Genomic DNA, 12,928 nt, shown 5'->3' with positions numbered 1-12,928 from the left:
ACAGGCCGCGAAACGCCGCCTGCGCTTTTGAGGAGACCGAACCATGGCTATCAAGACCAATCTGACCAGGGCCGCAATTGGTGCGGCCACCGCCGGCGCGATGCTGATGAGCGCCGCCCCTGCCGCCGCGCGCGATCGCTATGACCGCGACGGCATCAGCGCAGGCGAAATCATCGCCGGCGCCGTCGTGATCGGTGGCCTCGCGGCGATCCTGTCGAGCGGCAACAACGACCGTTACGACCGCGACAGCCGTTATGACGATCGTTATCGCGGCCGCTACGACAACGATGCCCGTTACGGTTATGGCTATGATTATAACCGCTATGGCAACAGCCGCAGCGCGGTCAGCCAGTGCGTCAACTCGGTCGAGCGCGGCAGCCGCCGTTATGGCCGCACCGACGTTACCGAAGTGACGAGCATCGATCGCAAGCGCGATGGCTATCGCGTCAAGGGCCGCGTCATCGTCCGCGATGGTTACGGCGGACGCTGGGGTCGCGGCGGATCCTATGACAAGGGCAAGTTCACCTGTGACATCCGCTATGGCCGCGTCCAGGACATCCGCTTCTCGGGCCTCGGCTAACCTGCCCTTCCCCGATCAATCGGCCCGCCCGTGTTCCAGCACGCGGCGGGCCTTTTTGGCGACATCTCGCCATATCACGCCGTCCGTTTTGCCGGACCAGAGCAAAATCGCCATGCCATCCGCCGGCCTCTCTCGCCCAAATAACCTGTCGATATTATCAAACACGCTATACGAAAATTTACCTTCCTCGTTTAGGACTCGTACCGGGACCAATCAGTTAACCGTCCGAGGTGGGAATCGGGCGGCAGTTGTTGAGTCGCGCATGTCGAATCCCGAGGCCTCCCCTGCCTCACCGTCACCGGATGAAAAACGCCAGCCACGGCAGTCGCGGCTGGTCAAGGCGGCGCTCGGCTGTCAGCGGTTGGGCCGGTTCGACGTCACGCTTCGCAACGTCTCGCTGACGGGAATCGGCGGACAGGGCCCACATATTCTTCAGATCGGCGAACGAATGACGGTGTTCATGCCGGGGCATGAGCCGATGATGGGAACCGTGCGCTGGGTCGCGGGAACCCGCTTTGGCATCCAGACCGACCGCGAAATCGAGACCATTCGCTTGCGCGTCGCACATAACGACCAGATCGTTGCCGCCGACAGCCGCGCCGATTTCCAGATCATCCCGCCGCCGCGCGTCGACACATGGCGCCCCGGACTCACGCGCGCTACAAACCTGCCGGGACAATTTGGGCGGAAGCGCTGACAAGGGTCCGTTTAGGGGTGGAAAGCGGGCGTTTCCGCGTTCCACCTTCGTCATCCCGGACTTGATCCGGGATCCACTGCAGCGCTGAAGTCATGGACCCCGGATCAAGTCCGGGGTGACGAGGATGGAGGGCCGCAATCGGCGGTCAACCGACACTGGATCAGCGCCGACAAATCACGCCGCGAAGAAAATCTAAATTGCAAATGACTCGCAGTAACATATAAGCCCGTCAGCCGCCGCCTATTGGGCGCGCTGGAAAGGGATATGATGTACGCCTTTGTCGACCGGCCAGTGGAAAGTCTCTGCAATGGCGGGCGCTTCCTGCTGTGGGCGATGCGCGGCTGGGTTTCGGCGTCCGAGCGCGGTCGGTGTCCGCCGCAGATGCTGTTTCGCGGTTTTGCTGCGGTCGATGCCGCTGCGGCGCTTCCCGATTTCCATATTGCAATGGCGCTGCTAGCGGGCGACGCGGTCGAAACGCTGGCGCTCGCACCGATGCCATGCCTCCAGATTTCAGAGGATGAAGCAATTCTGCTTGGACTCTGGCGCGATTTTTCGCTTGGGGATCCTGCAAATGCTCGCACGACGCTGGCCTTGCTGGCCGAGGGAGACAGCGTCGGCCCGATCGCCAAAGCGATGGGCGCAGCGATCGACAGGCTGATTGCGGCGGGATTCGATATGTCGGCCCTCGCAGCCGGCACCATGACACATCAGGAAAGTTCAAAGTGATGAGTGACCGTATTGCCGAAGCCGCCAAGCTGGCCCCCTCCGCCTCGCTGACCGTCGAGGAGGTGCGTTCGGTGCGCCACTGGAACGAGCATCTGTTCAGCTTCACGATCACCCGCCCGCCGAGCTTTCGCTTCCGCTCGGGCGAATTCGTGATGATCGGCCTGCCGGGCGAAGGCCGCCCGCTGCTCCGCGCTTATTCGATCGCCAGCCCCGCCTATGCCGACGAACTGGAATTCCTGTCGATCAAGGTGCCCGATGGCCCGCTGACCTCACGGCTTCAGCTGATCCAGCCGGGCGATCCGGTCTATCTTGGCCGCAAGCCGACGGGGACGCTCGTTGCCGACGCGCTGACGCCCGGGCGGCGGTTGTTCATGCTTTCGACCGGCACCGGCCTCGCGCCCTTCCTCAGCCTGGCGCGCGATCCCGATATCTACGATCGCTTCAATCAGATCGTGATCGTCCATTGCGTGCGGCAGGTCAGCGACCTTGCGTTCCGCGAAGAGCTGGAAAGCCAGCTTGCGGGCGACCCGCTGGTGCAGGATCAGGCGCTGCTGCAGTTCCACTATCTGCCGACGGTGACGCGCGAGCCCTTCCACACGACGGGCCGTATCGATGCGCTGATCGAGGATGGCTCGCTCTTCGGTCACCCGCTGACCGGGCCGACCGAGTTTGATCCCGCCACCGACCGCATCATGATGTGCGGCAGCATGGCGATGATCCGCGACCTGCAGGCCCGCTTCGAGGAACTGGGGTTCAAGGAAGGATCGAACGCCGCGCCCGGCGACTTCGTCATCGAGCGCGCATTCGTCGGCTAAGGCCCAATCCTGTCAGGGCTTGTCGGCGTAAGCCTTCACCAGATCGAACATATAGTCGCGTCCGACATAGACCGAGCGCACTTCCATGCGCTCGTTGAGGCCGTGCGCGCCATTGCCGTCGGGGTCGCCCCACATGCCGGGAATGCCATAGGTCGGGATGCCGGCCGCGCCGAGGAAAGTCGCGTCGGTATAGCCATTGGCCATCGACGGGATGACCTTCAGCCCCGGCCAATATTTGTCGACGAGCTTTTGCATCGGCCCGATGATCTTCGGGTCGAGCGGCGGCGCCGGCGGCGCGGGGCGTTTCGGCGGCAACTGGGTGATGGTGACGCCGGGATCGCCGATCACACGTCCGAGTTCTTCCTTGATCGATTCGATGCTGTGCCCGGGAAAGATGCGACAATTGATGTTCGCACCCGCGCGCTGCGGCAACGCGTTCCGGGCGTGCCCGCCGTCGAGCAAGGTCGCAACACAGGTCGTGCGCAAATTGCTGTGGAGGAAGGGATCCTTGTTGACGATGGCTTCGGCCGCCTTGTCGGCCGGGTTCTTCGCCAGCGCGACCATCGCCTTGCCCGTCTCGTCGCCGCGCGCAGCGCCGGCTTCGGCGAAGAAGCGCCGCGTCGTGTCGGTCATTTCGACCGGGAAGTCGTAATCGTCGATCTTCGTCAGCGCGCGCGCGAGTTCGTAGATCGCGTTATCGGGGACCGGGGCCGAGCTGTGCCCGCCGGGGTTGCGCGTTTCGAGGCGGAAATTGGCGAAGGTCTTTTCGCCGACCTGCACCGACTGGCCGATGACCTTGCCTTTGCCGTCGCTGTCGCCGCCGCCGCCCTCGTTGAGCGCGAATTCGGCGTCGATCAGGTCGCGCTTGTTCGCGGCGAGCCATTCGATGCCGTTGAACGCGCCATTGGTCTCCTCGCCGCAGGTCAGCGCCATTTTGACGGTGCGCTTCGGCTTGTACCCCGCCTGCTGGAACCGGATCAGCGTGTCGACCCACACCGCCGCTTGCGACTTCACGTCAGCGGTGCCGCGGCCATAAAAATAGCCATTTTCTTCGACCATCACGAAGGGGTCGCGCTCCCAATCTTCGCGCTTCGCCTCGACCACGTCGATATGGGCGATCAGCAGGATGGGTTTCGCGGTTTTGGACGTGCCCGGATAAACGGCGACGAGGCCGCCCTCCTTCGGCTTGTCGGGGGTCGCGAACAAAGTGAGCTGGCTTTCGGGAATGCCCGCCGCCTTCAGCCGCGCCGCCATCCGCTCGGCGGCGAGCGTACAGCTGCCCGACGACAGCGTCGTGTTCGTTTCGACCAGCTCCTTATAAATGTCGCGGAAGGCGAGCTGGTCGGGCCGCGGCGCCGTATCGGCAGCCATCGCGGGCGCCACGACGAACAAGGTGGACGCCAGCAGCGCCGACAGCTTTTTGATCATTATTTCCCCCGTTTCGATTGCCTTGAAGGGAGCAGAAAGCGCGTGCGACTGCAAGCCGCGATGCGCAGCCCCTTGCGCCGTGAGGCGCTTTCGCGCAATCGGGTGTGCGTGGGGGACAGGAGCCAGCGTGACGAAACTAGATGACCACCCGCCCGGGCTGGTGGCGCGCGGCGTGCGCCGATTGCTGCTTTTGCTATACCGGCTGCGCGGCTGGAAGGCCGTGGGAAGCGTGCCGGAACCGCGGCGCTTCGTGCTGATCGCCGCGCCGCACACGAGCAACTGGGATTTCGTCAATTTCCTTGGCCTTGCGGCCGACCTGAAAATGAAACCGCGTTTCATGGGGAAATTGTCGCTGTTCCGCTGGCCGCTCGCGGGGTTCATGAAGCAGATGGGCGGTATTCCGGTCGATCGACGCGGCGGCACCAACGTCGTGCAACAGATGGTCGACGAGTTCGCCCGCCGCGCCGAGTTCATCCTGACCGTCGCGCCCGAGGGAACGCGCGGCAAGACAAAGAAATGGCGCACCGGATTTTACCAGATCGCGCTTGCGGCGAAGGTACCGCTCGTTGTCGGCTTCATGGATTACAGCAAGAAAACGGGCGGCCTCGGCCCCCTGATCTGGCCGACCGGCGACTTCCGCGCCGACATGTTGAAGCTGCTGGAAACCTATAAAAATTGCATTCCCAAATTTCCCGAGCGCGCGGTCCAGTCGATCGATGATATAGTCGGCACCGACGAGGAACCGGATATGCGCGCATGATCGATGCCCTTTTGCTGCTGGCGATGAATTTCGCGGGATTGCTCGGCGTGATCCTGATCCTGTGGGGCATTTCGGTCATCATCCGCGACGTGTCGTTCATCGACGCCTTCTGGGCCTTCGGAATGGTGCTGCTCGCATGGGGCACATGGTGGCAAGTCGGGGCCGAGGCGCCGCACGCGAAGCTGCTGCTCGGCCTTACGACGCTATGGGGCCTGCGGCTCGCGATCCACCTGACGATCCGGTGGGCCGGCCACGGCGAAGATCCGCGCTACAAGAAAATTCTCGCGTACACGGGGGAAAAACGGAAGTGGAGCTGGGCAAAGACCGCGCTCGTCATGGTTTTCCTGACGCAGGCGCCGTTACTGTTCATCACCTGCCTGCCCGCACAGCTCGGCATATGGGCAAGCGCGAACGACCCGCAAGCGATCGGCATCGCCGGATGGATCGGCGCTGCAGCGGCGCTGGCCGGCATTGCGTTCGAGAGCATCGGCGATGCGCAGCTTGACGCATTTCGCAAAAATCCGGCGAACAAGGGCAAGGTACTCGATACCGGATTGTGGCGTTATACGCGGCATCCCAATTATTTCGGCGACGCGCTGACCTGGTGGGGCATCTGGCTCGTCACGCTCGACCTCGGCTGGGGAACGGCGCTCGCCAGCTTGATCGGGCCGGTTTTCCTGACCTTCACCCTCACGCGTTGGTCGGGCAAGGCCCTGCTCGAGAAGGGCCTGCACAAGACGCGGCCCGATTATGCCGCTTATGTCGCCCGCACCTCCGGATTCATTCCGTGGCCGCCAAAGACCAGGGCCTAGGCGGCGACGAAACCGCGGCCGACGTCAGCGCGCTCGGCGATGCGCCACGTATTCGTGCCATTCTGATTGCTGCGGCGCGTGAAGGGCGCAGCGTCAGCTATTCCGAGCTTCTTGGCGATCTGGGCTTTCGTTTCACCCGGCCCAAGATGCGCGCAGTGTGCCGGACGCTCGAAGAGGTCGATCGGCTGAGCGCGCTCGACGGCGAACCCGACCTCGCGGTGCTGGTCGTGCGCGAAAGCGACCGTCTGCCGGGACAGGGCTGGTGGGTCGGCGGAACCGCGCTGCTGCTCGGTTACGATGGCCCATGGGAGGGCGCCGCGGCGGCACGTTTCATCCGCGAACAGCAGCAGGCGGCGTTCGATTTTTGGGAGGGCCGATAACGGCCCTTCCTATACGCGGCATCGGCGCGCAGGGCGCGTTACGCCCGCGACCGGGTCAGCCGATGGACGGGGCCAAATTGCGCGATTGCGGCGCCGACAAATGGCAGCGCGACGAGCCAGAGACGCACGCCCGTCACGCCGAGCGGGCTTGCGATGCTGATCGCGGCGGTGGCGCCGAGCCCGGCGCAAATGAGGAGCAGCCCGACGATCAGCCGCCAGTGCGGTACCTCGCCGCTGTCCTTGCTCGCGCGTTCATGCCGCGCGAAGAGCATGATCAGCGGAAAGAGCGCGGCGATATAGAGAATGAACCAGACCGGACGCGCGAGCCACCATGACGCGCTTCCCGGCTGCACATCGAGCCCGACGCCGCCGAGCAGCCAGGCCGCGACCATGACAAGGACAAAGGCGGTGAGGTGCCAGAGGTAGATCGTCATGATCATGCCGTTGACGAGCACGACAGCCGTCCAGATACGCAGATTGTCGAGCATCCGCCGTCCCGCGGGTTCGAGCGCGAGCGCAAAACCCGCCTGCGCAGTGCCGAGCGCGAGCAGCGCGAGCGTCGGCGGCATCGAATTGCTGAGGCCAGCGCCGGGCACGCCGATCATCGCGACCGGATAGGGTCCGAAGCCCACCAGCAGCCCAAGCGCAGCCAGCCCGCCGATGCCCCAAAGAAGCGCTCTGCCCGGTGCCAGTCGTCCCTCGCTCCACGCAAAGCCGAGCTGGTGGATCGCGAGCCAGACGAAGGCGAAGTTGAGGAAATTGACGTAAGGTATGTGGAAGTGCAGCGCCGCGACATCGATCGCGACCGCGCCCGCAACAAACGCCCAGAAGGAGCCGAAGCCCCAACGCTTCCACACCCTCCATGTTAGCGGCACGACTGCGGCGACCATCAGATAGACCGACAGGAACCAAACGGGGATCAGTGCAAGCTGCGCCGCCATCGCGACGATGCCGCGATCGATTCCCGCGAGCGTCCCGAACATCGCGACGAGCGTCCAGATCAGGAACAGCGGCAGCACCGGATTGATCAGCCGCTGGAGCCGCCCGCTGTACCAGCTTTCATAGCTTCCGCCTTTGCGCTGCGTCGCAGCCCACGACATGCCGTTCGAAAAGCCGCCGACGAGGAAGAAGAGCGGCATGACCTGAAAGCCCCAGGTCAGCCACTGCGTCCACGGCAATATGCCGAGCAAATGCCCGCCCTCGACCGCGCCGTCCTTCATATAGGGAGCGGCGACGAGCCAATGGCCGACGACGACCGCAAGAATCGATAGCGCACGAAGGAAATCGACGTAGCGGTTGCGCTCGGGCGGAGCCTGCCCGGCCATCTCGCTTGCGCGCGACCAGATGCTTTTGCGAATGGTGCCAGTGGTTTCGCTCAAGATACCGTCCCTCTCCCGGTGAATATCCCAAGCTAGTGACGCGCCGCGCCAACGCAAGCCTTTGCCTTGGCGCGCCAGCCTTGCTATCGGCTCTGCGCAATGGCCAGTACCACCGACGATCCCGACAATAACGAACCCGTCCCCGGCATGATCGATACCCCGTTCGACAGCGCGCTGTCCGAACGCTATCTCGTCTATGCGCTGTCGACGATCACCGCGCGCTCGCTGCCCGATCTGCGCGACGGATTGAAGCCGGTCCACCGGCGCCTGCTGTGGGCGATGCGCGCGATGCGGCTCGACCCGAGCCAAGGCTACAAGAAATCGGCGCGCGTCGTCGGCGACGTCATCGGCAAATTCCATCCGCATGGCGACACTGCCGTTTACGACGCGATGGTCCGCCTCGCGCAGGATTTCTCGCTCCGTTATCCGCTCGTCGACGGCCAGGGCAATTTCGGCAATATCGACGGCGATAACGCCGCGGCGTACCGCTATACCGAGGCGCGGCTGACGCGCGTCGCGATCGACCTGATGCAGGGGCTCGACGAAGGTACGGTCGATTTCCGGCCGACCTATAATGGCGAAGATGAAGAGCCCGAGATCATGCCGGGGCTGTTCCCGAACCTGCTCGCCAACGGCGCGAGCGGGATCGCGGTCGGCATGGCGACGAACATTCCGCCGCACAACGCTGCCGAAGTGATCGGTGCGGCGCTGGTGCTGATCGAAAATCCGCGCGCCGAGCTTTCCGAGCTGCTCGAACATGTCAAAGGCCCCGATTTCCCGACCGGCGGCATCGTCGTCGACAGCCCGGAGACGATCGCGCACGCCTATGAAACCGGGCGCGGCGGTTTCCGCGTCCGCGCGCGCTTCTCGACCGGCAAGCTGGAGACCGGCGGCTGGGAAGAGAGCGGGATCGAAAAGCAGTCGGGCGGAACCTGGCAACTCGTCATCAGCGAGATTCCTTACGGGGTCGCCAAAGGCAAGCTGATCGAACAGATCGCGCAGCTCATCGCCGACAAGAAGCTCCCGATCCTCGAGGATGTCCGCGACGAAAGCGCTGAAGATCTGCGCATCGTGCTCGAACCGAAGAGCCGGAATGTCGATCCTGACGTGCTCAAGGACAGCCTGTTCCGGCTGACCGACCTCGAAAGCCGTTTCGCGCTCAATCTCAACGTCCTCGACGCGACGCGCACGCCGAAGGTGATGGGGCTGAAGCAGCTGCTCACCGAATGGCTGCAGCATCAGATCATCGTCCTCGTCCGCCGCGCACAGCATCGGATTGCGAAGATCGACGACCGGCTGGAGCTGGTCGCGGGCTATATCATCGCCTTTTTGAACCTCGACCGGATCATCGAGATCATCCGCACCGAGGACGAGCCGAAGCCGGTGATGATCGCCGAATTCATCCTGACCGACCGGCAGGCCGAAGCGATCCTCAACATGCGACTGCGCTCTTTGCGCAAGCTTGAGGAGATGGAACTGAAGCGCGAGCAGGCCGACCTGACCGCCGAGCGCGAGGAGCTGGCCAAGCTGATCGAAAGCCCCGCGCGGCAAAAGACGCGGCTGCGCAAGGATCTGGAAAAGCTGCGCGACGTCTATGGCCTCGAAACGCTGCTCGGTGCGCGGCGCACGACGATCGCCGAAGCCGCTCCGACGCGCGAAATCCCGCTCGATGCGATGATCGAGAAGGAGCCGGTGACGGTGATCCTGTCGAAACGCGGCTGGATCCGCGCCCAGCGCGGCCATGTCGCGGCCGATCAGTGGAGCGAATTCAAATTCAAGGAAGGCGACGAGCTGCTGTTCGCAGCGCACGCGCAAACGACCGACAAGCTGCTGGTCGCGGCGAGCGACGGGCGTTTCTTCACCGTCGGCGCCGACAAATTGCCCGGCGGGCGCGGATTCGGCGAGCCGCTCCGGCTGATGGTCGACATCGATCCCGAGGCGCGGATCGTCGCGATGATCCCGGCGAGCGCCGACGGTCGGTTGCTGCTTGCGTCGACGAGCGGCCATGGCTTCGTCGCCCAGATGGCCGAGGTCGTCGCCGAAACGCGCAAAGGCCGCAATGTCGTCAATCTGAAACCCAAGGCGGTGCTTGCCGTCGTCCACAAGATCGCGGCGAGCGACGACAGCGTCGCCGCGGTCGGAGAGAATCGCAAGCTGGTCGTCTTCCCGCTCGCCGAGGTGCCGGTGATGGCGCGCGGTCAGGGCGTGATGCTGCAACGCTATCGCGACGGCGGGCTGTCGGATGCGGTGAGCTTTGCGTTCGCCGACGGGCTGAGCTGGGCGATGGGCGGTGAAACCGGCCGCACGCGGACCGAAACCGACCTTGCGCCCTGGCGCGTTGCGCGCGGAGCCGCCGGCCGGATGCCGCCGACCGGTTTTCCAAGGAACAATCGCTTCGGCTGACCGCAATTCCGGGTAGCCGTAAATCCCTTCTTTACTTCCCGTGACCTAGGCAATGGTCAATGGGGAAAGGTCGCACAAAACCCTCTGTTATGCCTATCGATAGAACCGGCGAAGACCGGCCTTTGTTGTTCGTCGGCTGGATCGACGCGTTGCCCGTTCCGGCCGCGTTGATCCGACCGATGGCGCGCGGCAATTTCCGGCTCCACGCGAGCAATGCGGCCTTCGACCGGCTGAACCTGTCGCCCGCAGGGGCCGAGGCGCCGATCGAATTGCTGCGCGCGATCGAACGGGCCTCGCAATTTTCCGAAGAATCGCAGGAATTTTCGTGCCAGCTCGGCGACGGTCCGGCGGCACGCGACCTGCGCGGATCGATCGGGCCGCTGCCGACCGAATCGGGCGACGACGGGCTGTTCCTGCTGACCCTGATCGACCGGACGCAGGAAATGATGACCGAGCGCAATTTGCGCCGCGAACTCGTGTCCGACAGCCTGACCGGCCTCCCCAACCGCGCGGGGTTCGAGGAACTGGTCGAGCAGCGCGCGCGTACCGAGGGCCCCGGTGCCGACCATGCGATCCTCCTGCTCGACCTCGCACGGTTCAGCCGCATCAACGAACATATCGGTCCGATGGCGGGCGACGAGCTGATCATCACCGTCGCCCGGCGGCTGAAATCGAGCCTGCGCAGCGGCGACATATTGGCGCGCACCGGCGGCGACGAATTCGCGATATCGACCCGCGTCGCGGGCGGGCGCGCCGATGTGCGCGAAATGGCACGGCGTATCCGCGGCTGTTTCGACCACCCCTTTCGCATCGGCGAACTCAAGGTCAGCGTCGACTGTGCGCTCGGCTGTGCGATTCAGCCGGAAATTGACACCGATATCGCGGACCAGATCCGCCATGCGCAGATCGCGCTCAAGCGCGCGAAACAGACCGACCGCATCGAAATCTATGAACCCGAAGCCGCGATGCTGTCGGACAACCGCTTCGGGCTTGAGACCGAGTTGCGCAACGCGATCGAGGAGGACCGGCTCCACCTCGCCTTCCAGCCGCTGATCGAACTGTCGAGCGGCCGCGTCGCCGGGTTCGAGGCGCTCGCGCGCTGGGACAACAGCAGCGGCCATTCGGTCTCGCCGACCGAATTCATTCCCATTGCGGAGGATTCAGGCCTGATCGTCCCTCTAGGTCAATGGGCGATCGGCAAGGCCGCGGCCATACTTGCCGACTGGGACCGGCAGAATGGCGGCGCGGTCGTCGACGCCTATTTCTCGGTCAACGTCTCGGCGATCCAGCTGGTGCGCGACGATGTCGCCGCAGTGGTGCGCGAGGCGCTGGAACGCGAAAAGATCGGCGGCGAACGGCTGATGATCGAACTCACCGAAAGCGCGATCATCGGCGACCCTGACCTTGCGCTGTCGGTACTCAGCGAGCTGAAGGCGCTCGACGCGCGCGTCGCGATGGACGATTTCGGCACTGGCTATTCGAATCTCGCCTATCTGCAGCGCCTGCCGATCGACGTGCTCAAGATCGACCGCAGCTTTGTCGAACATATGGTCGACGACCGCGACAAGGTCGCGATCGTCCGCACGATCCAGAGCCTCGCCGAAGTACTGGGGATGAAGACCACCGCCGAAGGCGTCGAGACCGCCGACCAGGCGCGGCTGTTGTCGGCGCTCGGATGCGATTTCGGGCAGGGGTTCCTGTTCGCGCGGCCGATGGATGGTCAGGCAGCGCTCGATTACTGGCGTCAGTCCCTGGTGCGGCCGATCTTCTGATCGACAAGCTCCGCGACGCGCGTGGCGTCGGGGAAATCCTCCGCAACCCATTCGGCCTCGACCGCTTTCAGGATGCGCGCAACCTCCGGGCCCGCAGCAACCCCGCGCGCGACGATATCGCCGCCCTTCAGCGGCATCTCGGGGACGGTCCAGTCCGACAGCGCTTCGACAGCTGCCCTCGCCGCATCCACATCGTCGGCTAACAGATGCACATCGCGCGCGGCGTCGACACCGATCGCATGGGCGAGTTGCCGGACCGGACGCCTATTGTCGGCGCGATGCCTGCCGAGCAAAGCGAGATGCTTGCGCTGCCGCGTCGACAGGCGGAGCCGGCTCGCAACCTGTTCGGCGATGGCGGCGTCGGCGGGAAGCAGCGCCGCGAGACGCCGCAAAGGTGCGGCGGTGGCGTTCGATGCGCCCTCATTCGCGACCAGACGATCGAATGCCGCCGCGAAATCCGCGTCGAGTTCGGGCAACAGCACCGCGAAAATGCCGTCCGTCGCCATTTGCCCGACGATGCCGCGTGGATCGGCGAGCGACAATATCTTGAGCAGCTCGTCGGCGATGCGCTCGCGCGACAGGCTCTTGAGCGACTGCCGAGCGGTCACGACCGCGGCGTGGCTGACCGGGTCGAGCGCGCCGCGCCCGAAACGCGCCGCAAAGCGATAGAAGCGCAGAATCCGCAGATGGTCCTCGGCGATGCGCGTCGCCGCGTCGCCGATGAAGGCGACGCGTCCCGTTTCGAGATCGGCGAGACCGCCGAACCAGTCGTCGATCGTACCGCTATCGATATCGGCGTAGAGCGCATTGATCGTGAAGTCGCGCCGCGCCGCATCGTCGCGCCAGTCGTCGGCGAAGGCGACCGTCGCACGGCGACCGTCGGTTTCGACGTCGCGGCGCAACGTCGTGATCTCGTGATGATCGCCGCTCGCGATCGCGGTGACGGTGCCATGCGCGATGCCGGTCGGAATGACCTTGATCCCGGCCGCTTCGAGCCGCTGCGTCACCTGTTCCGGCAGAAGCGGGGTCGCAAGGTCGATATCGGCGACAGCGAGGCCGAGCAGCGTATCGCGCACGGCGCCGCCGACCGCCTTGACCGCGCCGCCGTCGGCGGTGAGCGCGGCGACGATGCGGCGAAGCCCCGGGCGCTCGCGCCACTCGGCGACGGGCAGCATG

General features: G+C 64.7%; 12 protein-coding genes. 9 read left to right on the top strand and 3 right to left on the bottom strand.

Annotated elements, in window-relative coordinates; translation table 11 throughout:
* The first annotated feature begins 43 nt into the window (after positions 1-43).
* From BLW56_RS11080 to BLW56_RS11065, 4 genes are all read left to right on the top strand, one after another.
* Positions 44-580, top strand: coding sequence for a hypothetical protein (locus BLW56_RS11080; RefSeq protein WP_093510543.1), 537 nt, complete (start codon positions 44-46; stop codon positions 578-580).
* Between the two features lie 262 nt (positions 581-842).
* On the top strand, positions 843-1,277 hold the full coding sequence (locus tag BLW56_RS11075; protein WP_093510542.1) for a PilZ domain-containing protein: 435 nt from the start codon (positions 843-845) through the stop codon (positions 1,275-1,277).
* Positions 1,278-1,541: 264 nt separating this feature from the next.
* Positions 1,542-2,003 carry a hypothetical protein gene (locus BLW56_RS11070; protein WP_143043438.1) on the top strand — a complete coding sequence of 154 codons (462 nt, stop codon included), beginning with the start codon at positions 1,542-1,544 and terminating at the stop codon, positions 2,001-2,003.
* Positions 2,003-2,818 (top strand): ferredoxin--NADP reductase, encoded by an 816-nt coding sequence (locus BLW56_RS11065; protein ID WP_093510540.1) that lies wholly within the window; start codon positions 2,003-2,005, stop codon positions 2,816-2,818. The genes BLW56_RS11070 and BLW56_RS11065 overlap by 1 nt, the downstream gene beginning before the upstream one ends.
* Positions 2,819-2,830: 12 nt before the next feature.
* Here BLW56_RS11065 and BLW56_RS11060 read toward each other — a convergent pair whose 3' ends face one another.
* The gene (locus BLW56_RS11060) at positions 2,831-4,246 is read right to left on the bottom strand and encodes a M20/M25/M40 family metallo-hydrolase (RefSeq protein ID WP_093510539.1); all 1,416 of its coding nucleotides are present in this window, start codon (positions 4,244-4,246) and stop codon (positions 2,831-2,833) included.
* Between the two features lie 127 nt (positions 4,247-4,373).
* Here BLW56_RS11060 and BLW56_RS11055 point away from each other — a divergent pair, with 127 nt between their 5' ends.
* From BLW56_RS11055 to BLW56_RS11045, 3 genes are read left to right on the top strand one after another with little or no spacing between them, the layout of a single operon-like run.
* Positions 4,374-5,006 (top strand): lysophospholipid acyltransferase family protein, encoded by a 633-nt coding sequence (locus BLW56_RS11055; RefSeq protein ID WP_093510538.1) that lies wholly within the window; start codon positions 4,374-4,376, stop codon positions 5,004-5,006.
* Positions 5,003-5,818, top strand: a complete 816-nt coding sequence (locus tag BLW56_RS11050) for a DUF1295 domain-containing protein (RefSeq protein ID WP_093510537.1) — start codon at positions 5,003-5,005, stop codon at positions 5,816-5,818. The genes BLW56_RS11055 and BLW56_RS11050 overlap by 4 nt, the downstream gene beginning before the upstream one ends.
* On the top strand, positions 5,794-6,198 hold the full coding sequence (locus tag BLW56_RS11045) for a ribose-phosphate pyrophosphokinase (RefSeq protein WP_093510536.1): 405 nt from the start codon (positions 5,794-5,796) through the stop codon (positions 6,196-6,198). The genes BLW56_RS11050 and BLW56_RS11045 overlap by 25 nt, the downstream gene beginning before the upstream one ends.
* A 38-nt stretch (positions 6,199-6,236) precedes the next feature.
* On the opposite strand, the gene BLW56_RS11040 is transcribed toward BLW56_RS11045, so the two are convergent.
* A complete protein-coding gene (locus BLW56_RS11040; RefSeq protein WP_093510535.1) occupies positions 6,237-7,577 on the bottom strand; it encodes an acyltransferase family protein in 1,341 nt (446 codons plus the stop codon).
* 99 nt (positions 7,578-7,676) lie between these two features.
* On the opposite strand from BLW56_RS11040, the gene parC reads away from it, so the two are divergent.
* On the top strand, positions 7,677-9,980 hold the full coding sequence (gene parC / locus BLW56_RS11035; RefSeq protein ID WP_093510534.1) for a DNA topoisomerase IV subunit A: 2,304 nt from the start codon (positions 7,677-7,679) through the stop codon (positions 9,978-9,980).
* An 89-nt stretch (positions 9,981-10,069) separates the two neighbouring features.
* Positions 10,070-11,752: a putative bifunctional diguanylate cyclase/phosphodiesterase gene (locus BLW56_RS11030; protein ID WP_256203390.1), complete on the top strand. Its 1,683-nt coding sequence runs from the start codon at positions 10,070-10,072 to the stop codon at positions 11,750-11,752.
* Here BLW56_RS11030 and BLW56_RS11025 read toward each other — a convergent pair.
* Positions 11,725-12,927, bottom strand: coding sequence for a CCA tRNA nucleotidyltransferase (locus BLW56_RS11025; RefSeq protein WP_093510921.1), 1,203 nt, complete (start codon positions 12,925-12,927; stop codon positions 11,725-11,727). The genes BLW56_RS11030 and BLW56_RS11025 overlap by 28 nt on opposite strands.
* Position 12,928: the final 1 nt, after the last annotated feature.

The organism is Sphingopyxis sp. YR583 (genome assembly GCF_900108295.1).
Classification (GTDB): Bacteria; Pseudomonadota; Alphaproteobacteria; order Sphingomonadales; family Sphingomonadaceae; genus Sphingopyxis.
This window is presented reverse-complemented; position numbering and strand designations above follow the sequence as displayed.

What these genes read in the sequence shown, in the direction of transcription:
- BLW56_RS11060 (WP_093510539.1), bottom strand. Translation starts at nt 4,246, where the DNA reads ATGATCAAAAAGCTGTCGGCGCTGCTGGCGTCCACCTTGTTCGTCGTG.
- parC (WP_093510534.1), top strand. Translation starts at nt 7,677, where the DNA reads ATGGCCAGTACCACCGACGATCCCGACAATAACGAACCCGTCCCCGGC.
- BLW56_RS11075 (WP_093510542.1), top strand. Translation starts at nt 843, where the DNA reads ATGTCGAATCCCGAGGCCTCCCCTGCCTCACCGTCACCGGATGAAAAA.
- BLW56_RS11050 (WP_093510537.1), top strand. Translation starts at nt 5,003, where the DNA reads ATGATCGATGCCCTTTTGCTGCTGGCGATGAATTTCGCGGGATTGCTC.
- BLW56_RS11080 (WP_093510543.1), top strand. Translation starts at nt 44, where the DNA reads ATGGCTATCAAGACCAATCTGACCAGGGCCGCAATTGGTGCGGCCACC.
- BLW56_RS11070 (WP_143043438.1), top strand. Translation starts at nt 1,542, where the DNA reads ATGATGTACGCCTTTGTCGACCGGCCAGTGGAAAGTCTCTGCAATGGC.
- BLW56_RS11025 (WP_093510921.1), bottom strand. Translation starts at nt 12,927, where the DNA reads ATGCTGCCCGTCGCCGAGTGGCGCGAGCGCCCGGGGCTTCGCCGCATC.
- BLW56_RS11030 (WP_256203390.1), top strand. Translation starts at nt 10,070, where the DNA reads ATGCCTATCGATAGAACCGGCGAAGACCGGCCTTTGTTGTTCGTCGGC.
- BLW56_RS11065 (WP_093510540.1), top strand. Translation starts at nt 2,003, where the DNA reads ATGAGTGACCGTATTGCCGAAGCCGCCAAGCTGGCCCCCTCCGCCTCG.